Origin of the sequence: Streptomyces sp. NPDC001530, from assembly GCF_042894545.1 — a bacterium.
Classification (GTDB): domain Bacteria; phylum Actinomycetota; class Actinomycetes; order Streptomycetales; family Streptomycetaceae; genus Streptomyces.
Genome location: NZ_JBIAVS010000001.1, coordinates 419,676 through 444,524, shown reverse-complemented (window position 1 = coordinate 444,524; position 24,849 = coordinate 419,676). Strand labels below are relative to the sequence as shown.

At 69.3% G+C, this 24,849-nt stretch carries 19 protein-coding genes; 14 read left to right on the top strand and 5 right to left on the bottom strand.

The window, feature by feature from the left end:
- The first annotated feature begins 61 nt into the window (after positions 1 to 61).
- From ACFY0T_RS02005 to ACFY0T_RS01950, 12 genes are all read left to right on the top strand, one after another.
- Entirely contained in the window at positions 62 to 1,123 is a 1,062-nt protein-coding gene (locus ACFY0T_RS02005) for a sugar ABC transporter substrate-binding protein (protein ID WP_388863870.1), read from the top strand.
- Positions 1,124 to 1,177: 54 nt separating this feature from the next.
- A complete protein-coding gene (locus ACFY0T_RS02000) occupies positions 1,178 to 2,740 on the top strand; it encodes a sugar ABC transporter ATP-binding protein (protein ID WP_388863868.1) in 1,563 nt (520 codons plus the stop codon).
- Positions 2,733 to 3,776: an ABC transporter permease gene (locus ACFY0T_RS01995; protein WP_388863866.1), complete on the top strand. Its 1,044-nt coding sequence runs from the start codon at positions 2,733 to 2,735 to the stop codon at positions 3,774 to 3,776. Before ACFY0T_RS02000 ends, ACFY0T_RS01995 begins: the two co-directional genes overlap by 8 nt.
- A gap of 87 nt (positions 3,777 to 3,863) precedes the next feature.
- On the top strand, positions 3,864 to 5,198 hold the full coding sequence (locus ACFY0T_RS01990; protein ID WP_388863864.1) for an L-fuconate dehydratase: 1,335 nt from the start codon (positions 3,864 to 3,866) through the stop codon (positions 5,196 to 5,198).
- Entirely contained in the window at positions 5,191 to 6,093 is a 903-nt protein-coding gene (locus ACFY0T_RS01985) for an amidohydrolase family protein (protein ID WP_388863862.1), read from the top strand. The genes ACFY0T_RS01990 and ACFY0T_RS01985 overlap by 8 nt, the downstream gene beginning before the upstream one ends.
- On the top strand, positions 6,084 to 6,521 hold the full coding sequence (locus ACFY0T_RS01980) for an RbsD/FucU domain-containing protein (RefSeq protein WP_388863860.1): 438 nt from the start codon (positions 6,084 to 6,086) through the stop codon (positions 6,519 to 6,521). The genes ACFY0T_RS01985 and ACFY0T_RS01980 overlap by 10 nt, the downstream gene beginning before the upstream one ends.
- Positions 6,518 to 7,561 (top strand): zinc-binding dehydrogenase, encoded by a 1,044-nt coding sequence (locus ACFY0T_RS01975; RefSeq protein WP_388863858.1) that lies wholly within the window; start codon positions 6,518 to 6,520, stop codon positions 7,559 to 7,561. Before ACFY0T_RS01980 ends, ACFY0T_RS01975 begins: the two co-directional genes overlap by 4 nt.
- On the top strand, positions 7,558 to 8,319 hold the full coding sequence (locus ACFY0T_RS01970; protein WP_388863856.1) for an SDR family oxidoreductase: 762 nt from the start codon (positions 7,558 to 7,560) through the stop codon (positions 8,317 to 8,319). The genes ACFY0T_RS01975 and ACFY0T_RS01970 overlap by 4 nt, the downstream gene beginning before the upstream one ends.
- Entirely contained in the window at positions 8,316 to 8,948 is a 633-nt protein-coding gene (locus ACFY0T_RS01965) for a bifunctional 4-hydroxy-2-oxoglutarate aldolase/2-dehydro-3-deoxy-phosphogluconate aldolase (protein WP_388863855.1), read from the top strand. The genes ACFY0T_RS01970 and ACFY0T_RS01965 overlap by 4 nt, the downstream gene beginning before the upstream one ends.
- The gene (locus ACFY0T_RS01960; RefSeq protein ID WP_388863853.1) at positions 8,945 to 9,982 is read left to right on the top strand and encodes a PfkB family carbohydrate kinase; all 1,038 of its coding nucleotides are present in this window, start codon (positions 8,945 to 8,947) and stop codon (positions 9,980 to 9,982) included. Before ACFY0T_RS01965 ends, ACFY0T_RS01960 begins: the two co-directional genes overlap by 4 nt.
- Before the next feature lie 34 nt (positions 9,983 to 10,016).
- Complete coding sequence (locus ACFY0T_RS01955) at positions 10,017 to 11,030, top strand: aldo/keto reductase (RefSeq protein WP_388863851.1); 1,014 nt, start codon at positions 10,017 to 10,019, stop codon at positions 11,028 to 11,030.
- Positions 11,021 to 11,743 carry a FadR/GntR family transcriptional regulator gene (locus tag ACFY0T_RS01950; RefSeq protein WP_388863849.1) on the top strand — a complete coding sequence of 241 codons (723 nt, stop codon included), beginning with the start codon at positions 11,021 to 11,023 and terminating at the stop codon, positions 11,741 to 11,743. Before ACFY0T_RS01955 ends, ACFY0T_RS01950 begins: the two co-directional genes overlap by 10 nt.
- A gap of 18 nt (positions 11,744 to 11,761) precedes the next feature.
- Here ACFY0T_RS01950 and ACFY0T_RS01945 read toward each other — a convergent pair whose 3' ends face one another.
- Positions 11,762 to 13,186 (bottom strand): family 43 glycosylhydrolase, encoded by a 1,425-nt coding sequence (locus ACFY0T_RS01945; protein ID WP_388864202.1) that lies wholly within the window; start codon positions 13,184 to 13,186, stop codon positions 11,762 to 11,764.
- A gap of 401 nt (positions 13,187 to 13,587) precedes the next feature.
- On the opposite strand from ACFY0T_RS01945, the gene ACFY0T_RS01940 reads away from it, so the two are divergent.
- Positions 13,588 to 15,021 (top strand): glycoside hydrolase family 43 protein, encoded by a 1,434-nt coding sequence (locus ACFY0T_RS01940; RefSeq protein ID WP_388863847.1) that lies wholly within the window; start codon positions 13,588 to 13,590, stop codon positions 15,019 to 15,021.
- 55 nt (positions 15,022 to 15,076) lie between these two features.
- On the opposite strand, the gene ACFY0T_RS01935 is transcribed toward ACFY0T_RS01940, so the two are convergent.
- The 3 genes from ACFY0T_RS01935 to ACFY0T_RS01925 all read right to left on the bottom strand — a co-directional run bounded on the left by ACFY0T_RS01935 (position 15,077) and on the right by ACFY0T_RS01925 (position 19,834).
- On the bottom strand, positions 15,077 to 16,453 hold the full coding sequence (locus ACFY0T_RS01935; RefSeq protein WP_388863845.1) for a glycoside hydrolase family 43 protein: 1,377 nt from the start codon (positions 16,451 to 16,453) through the stop codon (positions 15,077 to 15,079).
- Between the two features lie 151 nt (positions 16,454 to 16,604).
- Entirely contained in the window at positions 16,605 to 18,173 is a 1,569-nt protein-coding gene (locus ACFY0T_RS01930) for an alpha-L-arabinofuranosidase B (protein ID WP_388863843.1), read from the bottom strand.
- 233 nt (positions 18,174 to 18,406) lie between these two features.
- Positions 18,407 to 19,834, bottom strand: a complete 1,428-nt coding sequence (locus ACFY0T_RS01925; protein ID WP_388863841.1) for a glycoside hydrolase family 43 protein — start codon at positions 19,832 to 19,834, stop codon at positions 18,407 to 18,409.
- Between the two features lie 1,044 nt (positions 19,835 to 20,878).
- Between ACFY0T_RS01925 and ACFY0T_RS01920 the strand changes: the two genes are divergently transcribed.
- Positions 20,879 to 22,834 (top strand): alpha-L-fucosidase, encoded by a 1,956-nt coding sequence (locus ACFY0T_RS01920; protein ID WP_388863839.1) that lies wholly within the window; start codon positions 20,879 to 20,881, stop codon positions 22,832 to 22,834.
- A 287-nt stretch (positions 22,835 to 23,121) separates the two neighbouring features.
- On the opposite strand, the gene ACFY0T_RS01915 is transcribed toward ACFY0T_RS01920, so the two are convergent.
- Positions 23,122 to 24,768 (bottom strand): glycoside hydrolase family 27 protein, encoded by a 1,647-nt coding sequence (locus ACFY0T_RS01915; RefSeq protein ID WP_388863837.1) that lies wholly within the window; start codon positions 24,766 to 24,768, stop codon positions 23,122 to 23,124.
- Between the last annotated feature and the right edge of the window lie 81 nt (positions 24,769 to 24,849).

Genomic DNA, 24,849 nt, shown 5'->3' with positions numbered 1-24,849 from the left:
ATACATAGACGTCGTCGAGGCGAAACATCTCCCGCTACGGGACCGGCGCGAGGAAGCACCGATGAGAGTCAGAACCGCCCTCTGTTCAGCCGTCTCCGCCCTGTCCGCACTGGCGTTGCTCAGTGCGTGCGGCAGCGGTTCCACCACTTCGGCGTCGAGCGACAAGCCGCTGGTCGGCGTCGACTACCCCCGCTCCGACACCGACTTCTGGAACTCCTACATCAAGTACACGCCCCAGTACGCCAAGGAGCTGGGGCTGGACCTGAAGACCACCAACTCGCAGAACGACGTCGCCAAGCTGACCGCCAACGCGCAGACGTTCATCAGCCAGGGCGTCAAGGGCCTCGCGATGGCCCCGCAGGACACCGCCGCCATCGCGCCCACCCTCGCGCAGCTGGAGGCGAAGAAGATCCCCGTCGTCACCGTCGACACCCGCCCCGACACCGGCAACGTGTTCATGGTCGTGCGCGCCGACAACCGCGCCTACGGCGAGAAGGCCTGCCAGTACCTCGGCACCAAGCTCGGCGGCAAGGGCAAGGTGGTCATGCTGCAGGGCGGCCTGGACTCCATCAACGGCCGTGACCGCACCGAGGCGTTCAACGAGTGCATGAAGAAGAACTACCCGGACATCAAGGTGTTCGGCGAGGCCACCAACTGGGACGGCGCCGTCGCCGCCCAGAAGCTGCAGACCGACCTGACTGCCAACCCGGACATCAAGGGCATCTACATGCAGTCCAGCTTCGCCCTGTCCGGCACGCTCCAAGTCCTCAAGCAGAGGGGTCTGTTGGTGGACCCGAAGGACAAGAAGCACGTCTTCGTCGTGTCCAACGACGGCATCCCCGAGGAGCTCAAGTCCATCGCCGAGGGCAAGATCGACGCCACGGTCTCCCAGCCGGCCGACCTCTACGCCAAGTACGCCCTGTACTACCTCAAGGCCGCGATCGACGGAGAGACGTTCAAGCCCGGCAAGACCGACCACAACAGCACGATCATCCAGGTTCGCGACGGCCTGCTCGAGGACCAGCTCTCGGCCCCCCTCGTGACCGCCGACGGCGGCACCTACGGCGGCGTGCCCAGCATCAAGAGCGACGACAAGTCGCTGTGGGGCAACAACCTCGGCTGATTCCTCCGATTCCTCATCGGAATGGCAACGGCTCACGAGAACAAGGCGGTTGAGATGAGCGACGGGGAGCGAGCAGTCACCCCCGTGCCCGCCCCGGCGGACGACGGACGGGTCCCCGCGGACCCGCCCGTCGTCGAGGCGACGGGCATAGTCAAACGATTCGGTCCGACGGTGGCCCTGAACGGCGCCCGGATCACCATCAGGCCCGGCGAAACCCACGCGCTCGTCGGCCGCAACGGAGCCGGCAAGTCGACCCTGGTGTCGGTCCTCACCGGCCTGCAGGCCTCCGACGAGGGAACGGTGACCTTCGGCGGCGAGCCGGCCCCCCGGCTGAGCGACCGCGACGCCTGGCGGCAGCGCGTGGCCTGCGTCTACCAGAAGTCGACGATCATCCCCACCCTGACCGTCGCCGAGAACCTGTTCCTGAACCGGCACGACCACGGAGCCAGCCGCCTCATCAGCTGGCAGGCCACCCGTCGCCGGGCGCAGGAACTGCTGTCGACCTGGTCGGTGGACGTCGATCCGCAGACCCCGGCCGGTGATCTGAGCGTAGAGCAGCGGCAGTTCGTCGAGATCGCCCGCGCGCTGTCCTTCGGGGCGCGGTTCATCATCCTCGACGAGCCGACCGCCCAGCTCGACGGGGCGGCGATCAACCGTCTCTTCGACCGCATCCGCGACCTGCAGCGCCAGGGCGTGACCTTCCTGTTCATCAGTCACCATCTCCAGGAGGTCTACGAGATCTGCGACATGGTGACGGTGTTCCGCGACGCCCGGCACATCGTGACCGCGCCGGTCGCGGAGCTCCCCCGTGCCGACCTCGTCGCCGCCATGACCGGCGAGGCGGCGGCCGACCGGGGCGAGGAACGGGCCGGCACCCTCGACCCCGGCGCCACGGCCGCACTGAACGTCCGCGCGCTGCGGGGCGACGGGTACGACGACGTCAGCTTCCAGATCGGGGCCGGCGAGATCGTCGGCCTCGCGGGCGCCGCCGGCAGCGGGCGCACCGAGGTCGCCGAGACCGTCGTAGGGCTGCGGGCGGCAACGGCGGGCGACGTGGAGATCGCCGGGACGCGGCCCCGGCCGGGCAGCGTGCCCGCGGCGCTCGCCGCCGGCGCCGGGTTCGTCCCCCAGGACCGGCACCACCAGGGCTTCGTTCCCGACATGTCGATCGCGGACAACGCGACCCTGTCCGTTCCCCGCAGGCTCGGCCCCAACGGGTTCCTCAGCCGCGGCCGCCGGGACCGGCTCGCTGAGGGCATGATCGAGAACCTCGCGATCAAGACCCCGGGCCCCGAACTGCCCGTCTCCGCCCTCTCCGGCGGCAACCAGCAGAAAGTCGTCATGGCCCGCGCCCTCGCCGACGACCCCCGGCTGCTGGTCCTGATCAACCCGACCGCGGGCGTGGACGTGCGCTCCAAGGAGTTCCTCCTCGGCAAGGTCGAGGAGACCGCGGAGACCGGCACCGGAGTGCTCATCGCCTCCGACGAACTCGACGACCTGCGCATGTGCGACCGGGTCCTGGTGATGTTCCAGGGCCGTGTGACCTCGGAGATCGCCCGCGGCTGGCACGACCACGACCTCGTGGCCGCGATGGAAGGAGTGGACCTCCATGCCTGAAACCGTCCTCGCGGACACCGCCGCAGCCAAGGCCCCGGAGCCTGAGGCGAAGCGGACCGCGCTGCTCGGCGGCCGGATACCCCTGGCCCGGCTGCGCGATCTCGCGCTCGTCCCGGCCATCGTGGTCATCGCGATCGTCGGACAGATCGTCAACCCGGTCTTCCTGCAGGCCGACAACCTCATCAACGTCCTGCAGACCATGTCCGAGATGGCCCTGCTGGTCCTCGCCCAGACGATGATCCTGATCGTCAAGAAGATGGACCTGTCGCTCGAGTCCACCATGGGTCTCGCACCCGGCGTCGCGGCCTGGCTGGTGGTACCGGCCGGCGCGGGCCACGGACTCGGACTGCTCCCCGGCGCGTGGGCCATCCCCGTCACCCTCGCCGTGGGCGCGCTCGTCGGCGTGATCAACGCCCTGCTGATCATCCGCTTCGGCCTCAACGGCTTCATCGTCACCCTCGGCATGCTGATCGTGCTGCGCGGTGTCCTCACGGGCATCTCCGGCGGTCAGACCTTCTTCCAGCTGCCGGAGTCGATGCTCTACCTCGGCACCGCCGAATGGTTCGGGATGCCGGCGTCCATCTGGATCTGCCTGGTGCTGTTCGCCGTTGCGATCGTGGTGCTCGGCTGGACCAGCTTCGGCCGCTCGCTGTACGCCATCGGCGGCAACGTCGACGCCGCGAAGGCCGCCGGCATCCGCACCGACCGGGTGCTGTGGATCGTCATCGTCACCGGCAGCGTGCTCGCCGCCCTCGCCGGACTGATGCTCTCCGGACGCCTCGCCTCCGTCGCCTCGGCGCAGGGCAACGGCTACATCTTCACCGTCTTTGCCGCCGCCGTCATCGGCGGGATCAGCCTCAACGGCGGCAAAGGCACCATGTTCGGGGCCTTCAGCGGCATCCTCCTGCTGTTCATGATCCAGAACGTGCTCACGCTCGGCGGCGTCCCCGCCCAGTGGATCGGCGCCCTCAACGGCCTGATCATCCTGGTCGCGCTGACCATCTCGCGCATCACGGGCGGCAAGGTCCAGGAGTGAACCCGGCGGCCGTCCGGGCCGCCCTCCGACGCCCACATCTCGTCGCAAGGGGCTGTATCTGCCCCTGCTGTCACAGGAGTTGCCGCCATGTCATCCGCCCTGTCCGCTTCCCCGGCCTCTGCCCGCATCACCGCCCTGGACGTGCTGGACGTGCGTTTCCCGACGTCCGAGCACCTGGACGGGTCGGACGCGATGAACCCCGAACCCGACTACTCCGCCGCCTACGTCGTCCTGCGCACCGACGCCGGCGACGGGCTCGAGGGCCACGCCCTGGCCTTCACCACCGGCCGCGGCAACGACGTCCAGGCCGCCGCCATCGCGGCCCTCGCCCCGCACGTGGTGGGCCTCTCGGTCGAAGAAGTCTGCGGCGATCTCGGCGCGTTCTCCCGCTCCCTCGTGCACGACCCCCAACTGCGCTGGCTGGGACCGGAGAAGGGCGCCATCCACATGGCCACGGGCGCGGTCGTCAATGCCGCCTGGGACCTGGCCGCCAAGCGGGCCGGCAAGCCCGTGTGGCGCTTCCTCGGCGAGATGTCGCCCGAGGACCTGGTCGCACAGGTCGACTTCCGCTGGCTCAGCGACGCCCTCACCCCCGAGGAGGCACTGGAGATCCTGCGCCGCGCCGAGCCGGGCCGCGAGCACCGCATCGGCCACCTGCTCGACCAGGGCTACCCCGCCTACACCACCACCCCCGGCTGGCTCGGCTACTCCGACGAGAAGCTGGCCCGCCTGGCCCGCGAGGCCGTTGCCGACGGCTTCACCCAGATCAAGCTGAAGGTCGGCGCGTCCCTGGAGGACGACGTACGGCGCATGCGCACCGCCCGCGAGACGGTCGGCGACGGCATCCGCATCGCGGTGGACGCCAACCAGAGATGGGACGTCCAGGCCGCGATCGACTGGATGAGCGCCCTGGCCCCCTACCAGCCGTACTGGATCGAGGAGCCCACCTCACCCGACGACATCCTCGGCCACGCCGCCGTGCGCAAGGCAGTCAGCCCCATCAAGGTCGCCACCGGCGAGCACATCGCCAACCGGGTCGTCTTCAAGCAGCTCCTTCAGGCCGGCGCGGTCGACATCGTGCAGATCGACTCCGCGCGGGTCGGCGGCGTCAACGAGAACATCGCGATCCTGCTGCTTGCCGCGAAGTTCGGCGTGCCGGTCTGCCCGCACGCGGGTGGCGTGGGCCTGTGCGAGATGGTGCAGCACCTGTCGATGTTCGACTACGTCGCCGTCTCCGGCACCACCGAGGACCGGGTCATCGAGTACGTCGACCACCTGCACGAGCACTTCGTGGACCCGGTACGCATCGTCGACGGCCACTACCTGGCGCCGACGCTGCCGGGGCTGAGCGCGCAGATGCACGCCGAGTCCCTCAAGGAGTACGCCTACCCGGACGGCCCCGTCTGGACCGCTCGTGTCTGACGTCCAGGGCCTCGTCGACGCCCACCACCATGTGTGGGACCTGGACCTCCGGCCGCAGCCCTGGCTGGACGAGCCAGGGCACGAGCCGATCCGCCGCGACTTCAGCTCACACGCCCTGCGATCGGCCGCGACCCGGCCGATCGCCGGACGGCGGCTGACGAGCACGGTGGTCGTCCAGTGCGTCGCCTCCGTGCCCGAGACACGCGACCTGCTCGCCCTGGCCGACAGCGACCCGCTGACCGGTGCCGTCGTCGGCTGGGCGGACCTGACGTCCCCCGCGATCGGCGACGTACTCGACGACCTGCGGACCGGGCACGCGGGCCGGTACCTGCGGGCCGTACGCCACATTGTGCAGGGCGAGTCCGACCCGCACTGGCTCCAACGGCCCGACGTTGAGCGGGGGTTGCGGGCGGTCCGGGAGCGCGGGCTCGGTTACGACGTGCTGATCCGCAGCCACCAGCTCCCGCAAGCGATCCGGCTCGCGGAACGGCTCCCCGAGCTGCCGCTCGTCCTGGACCATGCCGGCAAGCCGCCGATCGCACGGCAGGAACTGACCGACTGGACCCGGTGGGTGCGGACACTGGCCAGGCATCCCCACGTCCGCTGCAAGGTGTCGGGTCTCGTCACCGAGGCCGACCACGATACGTGGACCGTCGACGACATCCGCCCCGTGTGGGACGTCCTGCTCTCCGCCTTCGGTCCCGACCGGCTGATGTTCGGCTCCGACTGGCCGGTCTGTGTCCTCGCCGGCGGCTGGAACCGCTGGCCCGCCACCATCGACGAACTCCTGGACGGCTGCTCCGGCACCGAGATCCACGCGGTGCTCGCCGGCACCGCGACCGCCTTCTACCGCCTGACCCCCGCCCCCACGAAGGAGGGGACACCGTGCTCCTGACGGAACTGCTGCACCCCGGCATCCTCGAATCCCTGGCCGGAGCCGGCCACGGCGCCCGTGTGCTGCTCGCCGACGGCCACTACCCCGCGAGCACCGCCACCGGCGAGCGCGCCAGAACCGTCCACCTCAACCTGGCCCCCGGCCTGCTGGACGTCACCACCGTCCTCGACGTTCTGCTGCGCGCGCTGCCCGTCGAGTCGGCCCACGTGATGGTGCCGCCCGAGGGCGAACCGGAGCCGCCGGCCATCGCCGAGTACCGCTCGATGCTGGCGCCCCTCCCGGTCGAGACGCTCGGCCGCTTCGAGTTCTACGACGCCGCCCGATCGCCCGACCTGGCGCTGGCGATCGTCACCGCCGACACCCGTACCTACGCCAACCTGCTGCTGACCATCGGCGTCCGCGCTGAAGGGACCCTGACGACACGATGACACTCGCCGTCCGTTACACATCCGCCCGCACCCTGGACACGGCTCCGGCACTCAGTGCGTCGCCGGGTCCCGATGAGGTGGAACTCGCCCCGGCCTACGTCGGCATCTGCGGCACCGATCTGCACATCTTTCACGGCGACATGGACGCCCGGGTGAGCGCCCCCGCCGTCCTGGGACACGAGATGTCCGGCCGGGTCGTCCGCGTCGGTTCCGGCGTGGAGGGCTGGCAGCCCGGCGACGCGGTGACCGTGATGCCACTGCGCTGGGACGACACCTGCCCGGCCTGCCGCGCGGGCCATCAACACATCTGCCAGCACCTCGACTTCATCGGCATCGACTCCCCGGGCGCGATGCAGCAGCGCTGGATCGTGCCCGCCTCGACGCTGATCAGGCTGCCCGACTCCCTCCCCCTCGACCGGGCCGCGCTCGTCGAGCCGACGGCGGTCGCCGTGCACGACGTGGGCCGGGCCGAGGTCGCCGGGGGCGAGAAGGTGGTCGTGGTCGGCGGCGGCCCCGTCGGCATCCTCATCGCGTTGGTCGCGCGGGCCTCGGGCGCCGAGGTCCGGGTGGTGGAGCTGAGCGCCCACCGCCGTCTGCTGGCCGAGGAGCTGGGGCTGACGGCCTGGAACCCGGCCGACGACGACGTACCGGCACTGGTGCGGGAGTGGACCGGGGACGCGGGCGCGGACGTCGCCTTCGAGGTGTCCGGCGCGGCGGCCGGCGTGGACACGGCGGTCGACGTGCTGGGAGTGCGAGGCCGCCTGTGTCTTGTGGCCATCCACCCCCGGCCCCGCGAGGTGAACCTGCACCGCTTCTTCTGGCGCGAACTCACCCTCATCGGCGCACGGTTGTACGACCGCTCCGACTTCGAGAAGGCGGTGACCCTGGTCGCAGACGGCACCATCCCGGCCGAGCGGCTGATCAGCAAGGTCGTCCCGCTCACGCAGGCGCCCGCCGCCTTCGAGGCCCTGGAGGGCGGCGGCGACGTGATGAAGATCCTCGTGGACTGCACCGACGACGCCCAGGGAGCGGCCGTATGACCGCCTTCGACCTCACCGGAAGGCTCGCCGTCGTCACCGGAGCCCGGCGCGGCATCGGCCGGGCCATGGCCCGTGCCCTCGCCGAGGCCGGTGCGGACGTCATCGGTGTGAGCGCTTCGCTGGAGGAGTCCGGCAGCGCGGTGGAGAAGGACGTCCTCGCCGCTGGCCGCTCCTTCGAGGCGATCCGGACCGACTTCGCCGACCCCGCCGCCGTACGGGCCCTGGGCGCAGACCTCGCCGGGCGCGAGCGGCCGGTGGACATCCTGGTCAACAACGCGGGCACGATCCGACGTGCTCCGGCCGCCGAACACAGCGACGCGGACTGGGAGTTGGTGCTCCAGGTCAACCTCAACGCGCAGTTCGCGCTCACCCGGGCGGTCGGCGCGTCGATGGTGGCCCGCGGCCAGGGGAAGGTCATCTTCACGGCGTCGCTGCTCAGTTTCCAGGGCGGCATCACGGTCCCGGGCTACACCGCGGCCAAGCACGGTATCGCCGGTCTGACCAAGGCGCTGGCCAACGAGTGGGCCCCGCGCGGGGTGAACGTCAACGCCCTCGCCCCGGGCTACATCGCCACCGACAACACCCAGGCCCTGCAGGACGATCCGGTGCGCAGCAAGGCGATCCTGGACCGCATCCCGGCCGGCCGGTGGGGCAGCGCGGACGACCTGGCGGGCGCCACGGTGTTCCTCGCCTCGGACGCCGCCGCCTACGTCCATGGCGTCGTCCTGCCCGTCGACGGCGGATGGCTCGGCCGATGAACGGCACCGACCCGGCCACCGTACTGGCAGGAGCCCGTCTCCTGCCGGTGCTGACCGTGCCGTCCACCGCGACCGCCGGCCCGCTGGCCGACGCGCTCGCGGCGGGCGGCGCCCGGTGCGCCGAGGTCACCTTCCGCACCCCCGGCGCCGAGCAGGTGCTCAAGACGATGGCCGCCCATGGGGGGCTCACCGTCGGCGCCGGCACGGTCCTCACGTCCGAGCAGGCGGAGCGGGCCGTGGCGGCCGGGGCCCGCTTCGTGGTCTCGCCCGGCTTCGACGAGGAGGTCGTCGCGAAGTGCCGCGAGCTGGGGGTGCCTGTGGTGCCCGGTATCGCCACCGCCACCGAGCTGATGCGCGCCCTGAAGGCGGGCCTCGACACCGTCAAGCTCTTCCCCGCCGAGCCGCTCGGCGGCCCGCGGACGCTGCGAGCGCTCGCGGCGCCTTTCCCCCGGACGCGCTTCGTACCGACCGGCGGGATCGACGCCTACCGCATGGCCGCCTACCTCGCCGACCCGGCGGTCCTCGCCGTGGGCGGCAGCTGGATGGCCACCGCTGCCCTTCTGGATCGGGGCGACTACGAGGAGATCCGCCGACTGACCGCCGAGGCGGTCGAGAGGAGCATGACGTGATCGACGTGGTGGCCCTCGGCGAGGTGATGCTGCGCTTCGACCCGGGCGAGGGGCGCATCCGCACCGCCCGCACCTTCCAGGTCTGGGAGGGCGGCGGCGAGTACAACGTCGTCCGCGGACTGCGCCGCTGCTTCGGCCTGCGCACAGCCGTCGTGACCGCTCTCGCCGACAACGCGGTGGGCCGGCTGGTCGAGGACCTGATCCTCCAGGGCGGCGTCGACACCTCGCTGATCCGCTGGGTGCCCGACGACGGCATCGGCCGCACCGCCCGCAACGGCCTGAACTTCGTCGAGCGCGGCTTCGGGGTCCGCGGCGCGCTGGGCGTCAGCGACCGCGCGCACACCGCCGTCTCCCAGCTGCGGAAGGGTGACGTGGACTGGGACGCCGTGTTCTCAGCCGGGGTGCGCTGGTTCCACACCGGCGGCATCTTCGCGGGCTTGTCCGACACCACGGTGGACGTCGCGGGCGAGGCCATGGCCGCGGCCCGCCGCCACGGTGTCACCGTCTCCTACGACCCCAACTACCGGCCCAGTCTGTGGGCCGGCCGGGGCGGCGCCGAACGGGCCCGCGAGGTCGACCTGCGGCTCGCCCGGCACGCCGACGTCGTGGTGGGCGCCCTGGGCCTGGCCGGGACGTACCCGGGACAGGCGCGCATCGGGGCCGGCGAGGCGGCGGACGCGCTCGCCGAGGTGGCCGGCCTGCTGCCCGAGGCGAAAGTGCTGGCAACGACCCTGCGCGCCGTGCCCTCGGCCGGGGTCAACGACTGGTCCTCGGCCGCCTGGTCCGCTGAAACCGGCTTCGTCACCGGCCCGCGGATGCCCGGCCTGCAGGTCCTGGACCGCATCGGCTCCGGCGACGCCTTCGCCGCCGGCCTGATCCACGGACTGCTCAGCGAAACCGGCCTGGAGCGCGCCCTGGCCTACGGCACCGCCCACGGCGCGCTCACCATGACCACGCCCGGAGACGTCTCTATGGCCTCGCTCGCCGAGGTCGAGGCGCTCATCGCGGGCGGATCGGCCCACGCCAGACGCTGACCGGCGTCACTCACCCGTATCCCAGGAGCACGTCTTGCACCAGCGGAAGATCCAGAACACGTCCGTCTCACTCACCGAGCTCGGCTTCGGGGCTTCCGTGATCGGCAACCTCTACCGCGTCACCCCGGTCGACGACGCGACCGCCGCCGTCGATGCAGCCTGGGAGGCCGGCCTGCGGTATTTCGACACCGCACCGCACTACGGCCTCGGCCTCTCCGAGCGCCGCCTGGGCGCCGCCCTGCAAGGTCGCCCGCGCGACGAGTACGTCATCTCCTCCAAGGTGGGCAGGCTGCTGGTGCCCAACGAGGAGCCGCGCGGCGTGGACAGCGAGGGCTTCGTCGTACGGGACGACCTGCGCCGGCAGTGGGACTTCAGCCGGGACGGCGTGCTCCGCTCCATCGAGGACACGTTGGAGCGCACCGGCCTGGACCGGCTGGACATCGTCTACCTGCACGATCCGGACGACCACTGGCGGCAGGCGGCCGAGGAGGCCATGCCCACGCTCGCGGAGTTGCGCGACCAGGGCGTGATCGGTGCGATCGGCGCCGGCATGAACCAGTCGGCGATGCTCGCCCGCTTCCTGCGCGAGACCGCCGCCGACGTGGTGATGCTGGCCGGTCGCTACACACTCCTGGACCAGTCGGCGCTGGACGAGGTCCTGCCCGCCGCGCGGGACCTCGGCAAGAGCGTGGTGGCGGTGGGTGTCTTCAACTCGGGACTGCTCTCCCGTGACCGGCCCACCGAGGGCATGAAGTACGACTACCAGGACGCCCCGCCGGCTCTGGTCGCCCGTGCCCGGGCGATCGCCGAGGTCTGCGCGGCACACGGGACCACCCTGCCCGCCGCCGCGATCGCCTTCCCGTACACGCATCCCAGTATCATCAACGTCACCCTCGGCATGCGGACTCCGGAACAGGTCAGACGAAACATGGAACTCCATGATCAGCGCGTCCCCGACGGTCTCTGGGACGATCTCCGCGCTCAGGGGCTGATCAGGTCGGACGTGCCCGCGGGGCATGGTGGGGGGAGGGATCCGCGGTGTCTCTGACGGACAAGGCCATCGATCAGATCCGCGAGCTGATCCGGACCGGTGCCCTCCCTCCGGGCTCGAAGCTCCCACCGGAGCCGGACCTGGCCGCTCAGCTGGGCCTGTCCCGCAACCTCGCCCGCGAGGCGGTCAAGGCGCTGGCCGTGGCGCGGGTCCTAGAGGTCAGGCGCGGCGACGGCACGTATGTGACCAGCCTCCAGCCGAGCCTGCTGCTGGAGGGGCTCGGCGGCGCGGTGGAACTGCTGCAGGGCGACTCGGTCGCGCTGCAGGACCTCATGGAGGTACGGCGGCTCCTCGAACCGATGGCCACGGCCCTTGCCGCCACGCGGATCTCAGATGAGCAGCTGGCCGAAGTGAAGCGGCACCTGGACGCAATGCGCGAGGCCCGCGACGACGTCGAACAGCTCAACGCCCACGACGTCGCCTTCCACCGCGCCGTCGTCTCGGCCACGGGCAACGAGACCCTCCTCACCCTCCTGGAAGGGATCTCCGGCCGCACCCTGCGCGCCCGCATCTGGCGCGGTCTGGTCGACGACAAGGCCGCGGGCCGCACCCTCGCCGAGCACGAGGCGATCTTCAACGCCCTGTCCACCCGTGACGCCGCCCTCAGCCAGGCCGCCGCACTGCTGCACGTGAGCAACACCGAGCAGTGGCTGAGGGAGCACCTGCGCTCGGCCGAGCCCTTCCCCGTCCGGACGGCAGAGCGGAAGTGACGGGCGGGCGCCGCCGGCTCACTGGGTGTAGAAGGTGGCGTCTGCCCGGTCGGTCGTCGTACTGAGAGCCTGGACGTACAGCAGGTAGTTGTAGTGGCGGATGTAGCGGCCCGGGAGGTTGTACGACTCGTACGAGACTCCGGCGGAGTCCGCGAGGCCGGCCCGGGCGGTGAAGGAGGCGTCGGACGCGAACTGCGCCGTCCCGTCGTTCTTCTCCACCCACACCTCGTAGTTCTTGTGGCGCAGGAAGTAGCCGGGGAAGTTGGCCGACTCCAGGGAGACGGTGCCCGTGCCGGCGAGGCCGGTGACGACGCGGAACTGCGAGTCGGCCAGCGGGGAGACGTTCGGCTCGATCTTGGCGCGGTACTCCCAGTGCCGAATGAACCGGTCGGGGAAGTTGTACGAGGAGAGCCGGATCGGGGTGAGACCGTCGGCGACCGGGATGCCGAAGTCGGGTGTGCCGTCGGCCTTCCAGTAGATCTTCTGGACGCGGGTGCGGCGGTTGGGGTCGTTGAGGGGGTCGCCGCTGATGTCCTTGTAGCTGCGGTCGTGGTAGACGAGGATGTCCGACTTGCCGTCCTCGGAGACCGTGAACTGGTTGTGCCCGGGGCCGTACTGGCTGGTGGCGGCGAAGCTGGCGAAGACCGGGCCGGCGCTCTTGGCCCACGACGAGGCGTTCAGCAGGTCGGCCGAGGCGGACGCGGTCAGCATGCCCATGCAGTAGTTGGCGTCGGTGGCGCTGGCCGAGAAAGTCAGGAAGACCTTGCCGCCCCGCTGGATCACGGCCGGGCCCTCGTTGACCGTCTGGCCTCCGGCGGTCTCCCATGAGGCGGTCGGCCGGCTGATCATGACCGGGGTGCCGGTGATGGTCCATGGGCTGGACATCTGCGCGATGTAGATGTTGGTGCCGCGGCCGACGGCCGGGTCGTTCTGCGCCCAGGCGAGGTAGCGGGTGCCGTTGACGGCGAAGGTCGTCGCGTCCAGGGAGAAGGTGTCCAGCGGCAGGGCGATACGGCCCTTCTCCGTCCAGGTGCCCGTGATCGGGTTCGCGGCCGTGCACTCCAGGACGTAGGGCCGGATCCTCCAGATGTCGTTGGCGGCGCCGGCGGCGAAGTAGATGTACCACTTGCCGTCGATGAAGTGGATCTCCGGAGCCCATATGTGGGCGCCCATCTCACCGGTGGAGTGCTTCGTCCAGATGGTCGTCTCGGCGGCCGACGTGAGGCCCTGGATCGTGGTGGCCCGGCGCAGCACGATCCGGTCGTACGCCGGAACCGTGGCGGTGAAGTAGTAGAAGCCGTCCGTGTGCTTGAAGATGTGCGGGTCGGCCCGCTGCTCGGCGATGGTGTTCGTGTACGTCACACCGGGGGAGGCGGGCACGGCGGCGTGGGCGGTACCGGCCGAGACACCGGTGATGGTGGCGGCGGCCGAGCCGGCGATCATGCCGAGGACCGTTCGACGGGTGAGTGCAGGTCTCACGGAGTACTCCCGCTGGTGCTGGTGCTGGTGCTGGTGGTGCGGCGATACCGCCTGTTCACACATTGCCGGTATATCGAACGCCGTTCGTAAACTCGGCCAGAAGATAGGGTCTGCGCCTACCCCCGTCAACACTTGTCACGCAAGTATCCCGAGCGTGTCGGATATGTTGACGCGCCTTGATTCCCCTCTTAAGGTCTGCCCGATCTTACGAACGTCATTCGATATCTCGTACAACTCGGCTGGTCGGACAGCACGCTGACTACCGAAGCATCCCCCGAGGCTCGCTGTGGCCGAACTCCGAACGCTGCCGGGCCCGGACGAGAGAGCGCCCGGGGTGGCATCTGACAGAACGACAGGAGATGTACATGCGCACGTTTCTCTCCCGGCTGACGGCGATACTGGCCGCCGCCTGCCTGCTCGTCACAGGCCAAGTCCTGACCGCACCGGACCGGGCGGCCGCCGCCGATCCCGGCTACCTGATGGTGCACTTCACCGGGGAGGGGTCGACCAATCAGCAGATGTACCTCTCGCACAGCACGGACGGCCTGCACTGGAGTGACCTCAACGGTGGCGGCATGGTCCTGCGCTCCACGGTCGGTACGAAGGGGGTGCGAGACCCCGCCTTCGTGAGATCCCCGGACGGCAGCAAGTACTGGATCATCGCGACCGACCTGTGCATCAGTTGCGGGCAGAACTGGGACACCGCCATCAACAACGGCAGCCGCAACCTGGTGGTGTGGGAGTCCACCGACCTGGTCACCTGGTCGCAGCCGTGGCTGCTCAACGTCGCCGGCGCGATCCCCGACGGCCGCAACGCCTGGGCGCCCGAGGCGATGTGGGACCGCGAGACCAACGACTACGTCCTGTACTGGGCGACGAACGTGCCCTTCAACGGCGCGACGAAGCACCGCATCTTCTACGCCCACACCAGCGACTTCCGCACCGTCACCACCCCGCAGACCTACATCGAGCGCCCCGGCTCCCAGGAAATCATCGACACGCAGATCATCGAGATGCCCGCCGGAGTGGGCAACTACCGCTACGTGCGGGCCTCCGGCGACGGTCAGATCACCCTTGAGGGCAGCAACTCGATCCTCGGGACGTGGACCAACCTCGGTAACCTCTCCGGCATCGGCCTCACCGGGTCGATGGTCGAGGGCCCGATGTGGATGAAGTTCAACGGCACCAACAAGTGGGCCCTCTACCTCGACCAGTACGCCTCCGGCGGCGGTTACATGCCGGCCCTGACGACCAATCCGTCCGATCCCGCCTCCTACCAGAAGCAGGCGTCGGGAAGCTACAACATGGGTGGCACGAAGAAGCGCCACGGCTGGATCATGAACCTGACGGCCGCCGAGGAGAGCCGCGTGCTCGCCCGCTGGCCCAACACCCCGGCCCAGCGGCTCCAGTCGTACAACTTCCAGGACCGGTACGTGCGCCAGACCAACTTCGACGTGCGCATCGACCCGAACGTCAGCCCCATCGAGGACTCCAGGTTCCGGCTGCGGACCGGCCTCACGGGCACCGGCACCGTCTCCTTCGAGTCGGTGAACTACCCCGGGTACTTCCTGCGGCACGCCAACTACGACTTCCAGCTGGTCCGCAACGACGGCAGCAGCCAGTTCGCCCAGGACGCGACCTTCCGGAAGGTCGCCGGGCTCGCCGACTCCACGTGGTCGTCGTTCCAGTCGATCAACTATCCGGACCGGTACATCCGCCACTACGCGTACGAGCTGAAGCTCGACCCGATCACCACCGCGACGGGGCGCAGCGACGCCACCTTCCGCGTGACGAACTGACCCGACACCGACAAGAAGGATGCCGGCGCCTCCGGGAGAGGTGCCGGCATCCGTGTCAGTACCAGAGGGAGAACGTGGCGTCGGCCCTGCCGACGGCGGTGGAGATCGGGTCGATGCGCAGCACGTAGTCGTAGTGCCGGATGTAGCGGTCCGGGTAGTTGTGAGAGCGGAACGACGACCAGGACGGGTCGGCGAGCCCGGCGGTCTTGTGGAAGGTGGCGTCCTGGGCGAACCTCGTGGTGCCGTCGTTGACGTCCAGTCGCAGCTGGTAGGAGGAGTGCCGCAGGTAGCGGGTGGGTTGGCTGACGGACTGGAAGGAGACGCCGGAGGAGTCGGCCAGCCCCGGCACCACCTTCCATTCCGAGTCGGTGTACGGGTCGAAGGGGTACGGGTCGATGCGGCCGATGGAGTCGGCGTGCCGCCAGTATCTGTCGGGGAAGTTGTAGGACTTCAGCCGGTTCCAGGCGGGCTTGCCCCACTTGGTGACCAAGGTGTCGTACACCGTCTGGGGGATCGGCTGGATGGTGGCGTGTTTGGAGTTCAGCGGCTGGGTGTAGACGCGCCGGTCGGTGGCGGTCCAGGTGCCGGTGGAGAGGTCGCTGGTCTGCCAGGCGTAGAACAGCGCGTTGGCGTCGCCCCACAGGTACCAGGTGCCGGAAGCCTGGGCGAGGATCGGGGCCTCGATGCCACCCAGCGGCGCCAGGCCCGAGGTGAAGACGGTGAAGCTGCCGGGGGCGAGGGAGGTGGACTTCGCCCCCACGAGCTTGTTGTGGCCCTTGAAGTACAGGTAGTTGACACCGTTCACGTTCATGACCAGGGAGCCGTCGATGACGTCGTAGCCCGGGTCGAAGAAGACCTGCGGCGACGTCACCGTCTGGAAATCCGTGGTGTAGTTCACCATGATCACGTTGTGTCCGCTGCTGTTGACGGCCGAGTAGATGATGGCGTACCGGCCGCGGGAGGCGTCCCAGAAGGCCTCGGGCGCCCAGCTGTGGGTGGCCATCGAGTGCAGTTTCAGCAGGCGGTAGTTGTCGAAGGAGCGCAGGTCGGCGGAGTCCCACACGTGGATGACCTGGCTCTGCTTCGTCCAGTCGGTTCCCTTCAGGTTGGTCGCCATGACGACGTAGGTGCCGTCCTGCTTGGGCAGGATGAAGGGGTCGCGCAGACCACCGTCGCCCCCGGTCGGGGTCACGACGGGGTTGTTCTGGTTCAGCGGCATCCACTGCAGCGCGTCGGTGCTGACCGCGAGGTGCAGGCCGTAGTCCGTACCGAGGTTTCTCGGTGACTGGGTGAAGTAGCCCATGACGAACGGGTCGCCCGTCGCGGCGCTCGCGGACTGGCTTCCGAGGGTCAGCGCGCCGGTCATGGACAGCGGCACGGCCGCGGCCATGCCGAGGAACAGCCGGCGCGACGGGAGGGGGGTTGCGCTCATCTGGTGTCTCCAGGGGTGCAGAGAACGGGGAAGTGACCGCCGCGTCGAAGGACGATCTCGATCGATGTGTCGAACATCGTTCGGTGAACGGTGGTGGCGCCCGAACCCGTGGGCGGCCCGGTCAGGAGACGCCCACGGGTTCGGTCCCTCGTCAGCTCCAGGGAGACGCGGTGAGCCAACTGGTGTCCTGGGCCCACGACCTCGTGGCGTCCCAGGTGTTGGTGCCGCCGTTGCTGGCTATGTAGGCCGTGTAGTTGTAGTGGCGGATGTACTTCGTCGGGAAGTTGACGGACTGGAAGGAGGTGCCGACCCCGCTGTTGCCCGCGGTGGGGCAGAAGGTGGCGTCCTTCGCGAACGAACTGCCGCCGCCGTCGGTGTTCAGATAGAGCTGGTAGCTGGAGTGGCGCAGGAACTGGCCGGGCTTGTCGGCGGACTCGAAGGACAGGCAGGAGGTGTTGGCCAGGCCGGCGCGGACGATCCAGGTGGCGTCGGCCTTGTCGGTGGCCGAGCTGGCGGAGTTGATGCTGGAGATGACGACCTTGGTGTCGGCGTCGTTGTGGCGCAGGTAGTGCGAGGTGCAGCAGGGCGAGGTGGTGGCCTTCAGGGAGACCCGCGAGCCGGGAGTGAGGGTTCCGGTGCTGGTCGAGCCGCTGTTGTAGCCGGCGGCGGTGATGTTGGCCTGGACGGCGTTCTCGGTGGCGTCCGAGGGGTAGCCCTGGGTCATGACGCCCTCGTAGAAGGTGCCCTGGCCGGTGTTGCTGTTGTCGCCGCCGATGCCGAGGATGATCGCGCCCTGCTTCTTCATCGGGTTGTAGCCGTCGGCGTTGGGGCGTACGCCGTTGTAGAAGGTGGACAGGTCGCCCGACTGGGCGTTGCCGCCGCGGATGGCCCACTGGTTCGGGCCGCCCTTGACGATGGCGGTCACGAACCGGTGGTTGATGGTCGGGTCGCCCGCGTTGAATCCGCGGTTGACTCCGGAGAACAGGCCGTTCTCCAGATCGGCCATGATCCAGGGGCCGGGGCCACTGCCGGAGCCCCAGCCCGTGCTGTTGCCGAAGTAGATGGCCTCCATGGTGCCGTTGCCGTCGTCGTTGCCGGTCGTCTCGGCGTTGCCGTAGTCGAAGCAGCAGCCGGCGTTGTAGTGCGTGCCGTCGAAGATCGCGTACATGCCCTCGGGCTGGTCGCCGGTGGCGATGCCGTTGGTGTTGTTGTTCCGGTAGCCGGTGCCGGGGGCCACGTAGACGCCGTACGCCTTGTGTCCGCCGACGGTGATCGGCGCCTCGAAGGCGTTGGCCAGGTTGTCGTTCCCGTTCTCGGCAGGCCCGGGCCAGTGGCCCCTGAGCGCCTGGGTGAGGTTGTTGCCCTTGGGGGACTGGTCGTAGATGACGGTGATGACGCAGCTGGTGTTCGCGCAGAAGGAGTCCTGCTGCGCGGCGTCGGCGACACCTCCGGCGGTGAGCAGGCCGATGTTCTTGGTCGTGTTGTCGGAGGCGCGCTTGACCTGGTACAGCGGGCCGTTGTACGTCCCGTACAGGGCGCGGGTGGTGCTGTGCGCGGCGACGCAGGGGGTGCCGCCCGCGGCGTAGATGTCGCACGGTCCCTGGGTGGCGGCCTGCGAGGTGGTGGCCGTGGCGGTGAGCAGGCCGGCGGCGAGCGCGGCGGAGGCCCCGGCGGCGAGGAGCGCGCGTCTGACGCTGCGTATCCACGGTGGTCTGATCATGCAGAACTCCTTCTCGAGGTGGGGTGTGAGGTGAGGCGTCGGCGCACCCGTGGCGTCCGGATGCGCCGACGCCACGGGTTGCGTTGACGCCTCCGGGGCCGGTGCGGCTTCGGCCTTCCTCGGCACCGGTCCCGGGGCTGGTTGCTCGTCAGATCCAGGGAGCGACGGGTGGCGGATGCCAGGAGATGCCCGCGCCTTCTCCCTGGAGGCGCCGGCATCCCTGTCGGTGTGGGTCAGCTCGTCACACGGAAGGTGGCGTCGCCGCGTCCCGTCGCGGTGGTGATCGGGTCGAGCTTCAGGTAGTAGGCGTAGTGGCGGATGTACCGGTCGGGGTAGTTGTACGACTGGAACGACGACCAGGTGGAGTCGGCGAGGCCGGCGACCTTGCGGAAGGTGGCGTCCGCGGCGAACTGGCTGCTGCCGTCGTAGAGGGCGAGCTGGAAGTCGTAGTTGGCGTGGCGCAGGAAGTAGCCGGGGTGGTTCACCGACTCGAAGGAGACGGTGCCGGTGCCCGCCAGGCCGGGCCTGAGCCGGAACTGGGCGTCCTCGATGGGGCTGACGTTCGGGTCGATGCGCACGTCGAAGTTGGTCTGGCGCACGTAGCGGTCCTGGAAGTTGTACGACTGGAGCCGCTGGGCCGGGGTGTTGGGCCAGCGGGCGAGCACGCGGCTCTCCTCGGCGGCCGTGAGGGTCGTGATCGCGCCGTGGCGCTTCGGGGTGCCGCCCATGTCGTAGCTGGTCGCATCCTGAAGCCGGTAGGTGCTGACGTCGAACGGGTTGGTCGTCAGGATCGGCCTGTATTCGCGGACGCCTTGCGGGTTGTTGTAGTCGATGTAGAGGGCCCACTCGTTGCGGTCTCTGAACTTCATCCAGACCGGGCCTTCGACCACGTTGCCGGTGAGACCGATGCTGGAGAGGTTGCCGAGGTTGGTCCACGTCCCCAGGATCGAGTTGCTGCCCTCGACGTTGTTCTGGCCGTCGCCGGAGACCCGCAGGTAGCGGTAGGGGCCGGTACCGGCGGGCACCTCGGTCATCTGGGTGTCGACGACCGGCGTGCTGCCGGGCGGGTCGATCCAGATCTGCGGGGTGGTGATGGTGCGGAAGTCCTTGGTGCGGGCGGAGTAGATGCGGTACTTGAAGATGCCGTTCACCGTGGCGTTCGTCGCCCAGTACAGGACGTAGTCGTTGGTCTCGGGATTGAAGATCGCCTCCGGCGCCCACGCGTTCTTTCCGCCGGGAATCAGTCCGGCGGCGCCGAGCAGCCACGGCTTCGACCAGGTCACCAGGTCGGTCGACTCCCACACCACGAAGTTGGGGCTGCCGTTGGTGTACGTCGAGCCGCAGCGGATGCACAGGTCGGTCGCGATGATCCAGTACTTGCTCCCGTCGGGAGAGCGCACCAGTGCGGGGTCGCGGACCCCCTTCGTGCCGATCATGGAGTTCAGGACCGGCGCTCCGCCGTTGAGGTCGTTCCAGTGCAGGCCGTCGGTGCTGTGCGCGAGGTACAACATCTGACCGGTCGCGGAATCACCGGTGAAATGCACCATCAGGTAACCAGGGTCGGCGGCGGTCGCACGCTGGGGTGCGGTCAGGGCTTGGCCTGTGAAGAGCAGGCATACGGCGAGCAGCATCACCGTCAGCCGGGCGCGAAGCGCGGACATGTCGATCTCCTGTCGTTGTGCAGCTGCCACCGTCGGGCGAAGGGGGGAAGCGAGGTGGTGGGTGAATCTCGCTCTCGATGCGGGCGGGACAGGACCGGTTACTGCACCATCGGGAAGGGGGCGGATCCGGGCAACGGTGCGCCTGCCGTGTGCGGCTGCGTCACGGCTGTCGCCCGGGTGGGGTGGTCGTTGTACGGGCCGGACGGACGGTTGGCGATCGGAGCGCGCGTGGGGGCGGCGCGGTGAGACGGGCTGCGGGTCGCCCGACGGCGTTCCCTCCCCGCGTTGGGCCGGGAAGCGCCGTCCCCAACTCCGTGTCCGACCAGCCAGATTGTGCGATATGTCGAACAATGTTCGTATGGTCGGCTGACAGTAAGTGGGGGAAGCGGGCGGCGTCAATACATCCGACAGTCGTCGTCCGTCGCGCGTGAACATCGGGTTGGGTTCGTGGCGCCCAAGCCCTGACTCCCCGGCAACTCCGGGGGATTGGGGGGCTGATCCCTTGGGCGAGGGTGAGGGTGACGGTGAGGCCGGCCTGCAGGGCGCGCATCAGCTCGGTGGCGGAGGCGACGCCGGAGTACCGGCTCGGCGTCGGGGTGCGGAACGTGACCTCGGTGCACCGGGCGCCGCCCAGCGCAAGCGCGTCGGCCGGCGGTCCGGCAGTCGCCGTGCCCTGGCGTGGTCGACCTCAGCGCCCACGGGCGGCTGCCGACAGAGGAGTTGGGCCGGCCAGCCGGGACCGGGCCGCGACGCCCCTGCGTATACGTGATGCGCTGACTGCTTGCACCTGCGGGCTTCCCCCGTGGCGGCCCACCCTTCGCGCAGCCCCGAAACATTGCATGTCTGGTACTGAACAAGAGGGTTATAGCGCCCATTTGGTACAAGAAAGTGATCCAAGAGGCAGCTTTCATCCCTGCACACCCGTTGACATCTGGACGTCACATGGTCGAACTTCGTGCATAACCTCAGACGTTCCACAACCGCGGGCGGTGCACGTCCCCTCTCCCCCGACACGTCGATCCACCCGAAACCGGGAGTACACCCATGTCGTCAGACAGAAGACTGTCCCGTCGCACCCTGCTGGGCGCCGCGGGTGCCGCTGTGGCCGCGAGCGCGCTGCCCGTGATCCCCGCATTGTCGCCTCTGCTGGCGGAGGCGGCCGCCGCGGACTCCCAGACCAATCTCAGCAACCTGGTGAACATGCGGTTCGGCATGTTCAACCACTTCAGCCTGGGCACGTTCACCAACCAGGAGTGGGCCGCCCCGAACCAGGACCCGGCCCTGTTCGCGCCCACAGCCGTGGACTGTGCCCAGTGGGCCGATGCCGCCGCAGCGGCGAAGATGAGCTACGGCCTCCTGACGACCAAGCACCACGACGGCTTCGCCCTGTGGCCGAGCGCCTACGGCACCCAGAACGTCGCCAACAGCTCCTACAAGCAGGACGTGGTGAAGGCGTACTGCGACGCCTTCCGCGCGAAGGGGCTGAGGGTCGGCTTCTACTACTCGATATGGGACCGCACCTTCGGCGTCGAGGCGTGGGAGAGCCGGCACAAGGTGTCCGGCCTCGAGATCACCGATGCCATCCAGCCCAGCGACATGACCTTCATCCTCGGTCAGATCACCGAGCTGCTGACCAACTACGGCACCATCGACATGTTCGTCACCGACGGTTACGCGTGGCAGATGGGCCAACAGGCCGTCTCCTACCAGCGGATCCGTGAACACGTGAAGTCGCTCCAGCCGGACATCGTCATGATCGACCATGGTGCGCTGTCGGTACCGTGGCTCGGCGACGCGATCTACTTCGAGGAGCCGCTGGGCGTCACGGCGCCGGCCGGAAACACCTACGCCGCCACGCAGGGACAGACGATCAGCAATGGCTGGTTCTGGCATCCGACCACGCCGACCGACAGCCTGATGAGCAAGGACGCGATCCTGTCCCACCTGGCGGACCTGGAACCGAAGTACACCTCTTTCATCCTCAACTGCCCGCCCAACCGCAACGGCAGGCTGGACACCAACATCGTCAACCGGCTCGCCGAGGTCGGGGCGGCATGGAGCCCGAACACCTCCCGCCCGCCACTGCCGACGCAGATGCCGCGTGCCGAGCACCCCGTGACCCCCGTCAGCGCCTACGCGACCGGATTCCACACCGGCGAGGGACCGCTCAACGCCATCGACGGGCTGAGCGACAGGAACTACGAGACCTGCTGGTCGACGTGGGGCCTGTCCCCGGCCCTGCCGCACTCGATCACGATCGACCTGGGCGGAGTGTGGAGCAACGTCTCCACCCTTGAGTACCTGCCCAAGCAGTGGAACCGCAGCAACTCCACCGACGGCGACATCACCTCGTACACCATCTCCACCAGCACCGACGGTACGCACTTCACCCAGGTCGCCACCGGCACCTGGGCCGGCGACCGCGCCACCAAGGTGGCCGAATGGCCCGCCCGGAACGTAGGCTTCGTACGGATCCAGGCCAACGCGGCCACCGGCGGCTACGCCAACATGGGCGGCGTCAGGATCGGCGGCCGGACGGCCAAGCCTGCCCTGGTGTCCACCACGCTGCCCGGCGACGGCACCGTCTACCGGCTGGTCGCCCGGCACAGCGGCAAGGCCGCCGACGTGCAGAGCGGGGGAACCGCCAACGGCACCAACGTCCTGCAATGGCCTTGGCTCAACAAGACGAACCAGAAGTGGACCTTCGCCTCCACCGGCGACGGCTACTACGAGATCAAGGGTGTGGGCAGCGGCAAGCTCATGGAGGTCGCGGGTCTCTCCCGCGCCGACGGCGGCAACGTCGGCATCTGGTCGGACTCCAACGTCCCCCAGCAGCACTGGGCCGTCACGCCCACCGGTGACGGCTACTACTTCCTGATCAACCGCTACAGCGGGCTGTGCCTCGCCGTCGACGAGGGCAGCACCGCCGACGGAGCCAACATCGAGCAGCAGCCGTACGCGTCACTGACGCGACAGCAGTGGCAGATCATCGCCGTCTGACGATCCCGACGACGGGCGACGATTCCATCGACGCCCGTCGGTTGGCTTTTTCGTACGGACCGTGGAGATGTCCGCGCCCTCCGCGGTCTGCCGTTCGCCGGCGCGGCGCCTCGTGCAGAGGCACCTCGGCGGACGTGACCTGTCACAGGAGCGCGTGGCCGGTGACCGCGGCGATGCGTTCGAAGTCCCGGTCCCGGTGCAGGAGGGGCAGTCCCCGCAGCTTGGCCTGCTGTCGAGGGACTGCCCTCTTCCGATCGGACACCTGCCTGCGTGGCAGGGGCGGCGGGTTACGGGAGCGTGGTCCACTTCTGGTTGTTCTGGCCGTTGCAGGTCCACAGGATGACCGCGGTCCCGTTGGCGGTGCCGGCCCCGTTGGCGTCGAGGCACAGCCCGGCGTGGGCGTTGCGGATCGACCCGTCGGAGCCGACGGTCCACTTCTGGTTGTCCTGGCCGTTGCAGGGCCAGATGATGACCGGCGTGCCGTTGGTGGTGCCCTGGTTGTACGCGTCCAGGCACTTGTCGCCGAAGACGCGGATCTCGCCACCGGCCCACGTGGTCCACAGCTGGTTGGCGGCGGTGTGGCAGTCCCAGAGCAGTGTCTTGGTCCCGGCCGCGGTGGAGGCGTTGTCCACGTCGAGACAGCGCCCGGACCCGGTACCGCGCAGGCGGGCGGTGGTGGCGGCCAGCGGGCTGCCACCGGTCACCCGGAACACGGCCACGCCGTGCGCGGGGACGCTCGCCGAGATCTGCCCGGACGTGCTCGACGTACCGCCGGTCCACAGGTCCGTGAGGGTGAACGAGCCGCCGGACAGGCCGACTTGCGCGGCCGTCGTGGTGACCGTCGCGTCGCCCCCTCCCCGGTTGAACAGGCCCACCGCGACCGAACCGTCGGACAGGGACTTGGCGAACACCTCCGTGCTGCCGTCGTCGCGCACCCTGCGCCCGCCCGCGCCCAGCGAGTCCTGGTTCACCGCCAGCAGACGCGGGTTGCGCAGGATGGCGCTCACGTCGGCGGACATGGTGCGGATGTCGTTGCCGGCCATGAGCGGGGCACCCATCAGTGCCCACAGGGCGAAGTGGGAACGGGACTCCGTCAGGGACAGGCCGGGGCGGCCCACGACCAGCATGTCCGGGTCGTTCCAGTGCCCCGGGCCCGACTGCGCCGCGAGCGGCGCGTTGACGTCCAGGACGTTGCCGACGCCCATCGGGTAGCTGTTGGTGTTGCCGTTCTGCCAGATGTCGAGCAGGTCCTCGGTCGTCCGCCACAGGTCGGCGACCTCACCCCAGTTGAACTTGTCGCCGGTGGGGGCGTGGAAGCTGTTGGGGTTGATGCTGTAGACGATCGGCCGCCCCGTGGCGCGCAGGGCGTCACGCATGAGGGTGAACTGTGCGACCTGCTCGCCAAGGGTGCCGCTGCCGGAGCACCAGTCGTACTTGAGGTAGTCCACGCCCCACGAGGCGAACGTGGCGGCGTCCTGGGCCTCGTGGCCCTTGCTGCCCGTGGACCCCGGGTAGGTGCCCACGCCCTGCGCGCACGTCTTCTCGTTGGGCGCCTGGTAGATGCCGAACTTGAGGCCCTTGCTGTGGATGTAGTCGCCGAGCGCCTTCATCCCGCTGGGGAACTTGGACGGATTGGCCCGCAGGTTACCCGCCGCATCGCGCTGCGGGTCGAACCAGCAGTCGTCGACGACGACGTAGCGGTAGCCGGCGTCCCGCATGCCCGAGGACACCATCGCGTCGGCGGCCTCGCGGACCTGCGCCTCGGTGATCCCGCACCCGAAGCTGTTCCAACTGTTCCAGCCCAGCGGCGGGGTCAGCGCGGGGCTGCCCGGTGCGGCCTCGGCGGTCGTGCCGGTGGAGGCGGTGACGCAGGTGGCGAGCGTCAGCGCGGTGGCTGCGAAGAGGCGCAGCACTCGTCTGTGCAGGGGGGCCATACAGGATTCCTTTCCAGGAGACAAAGCGAGAGCCGCTTGTGACCGTGCCTGGCAGGCACGGTCACAAGCTTCTGGTCAGGT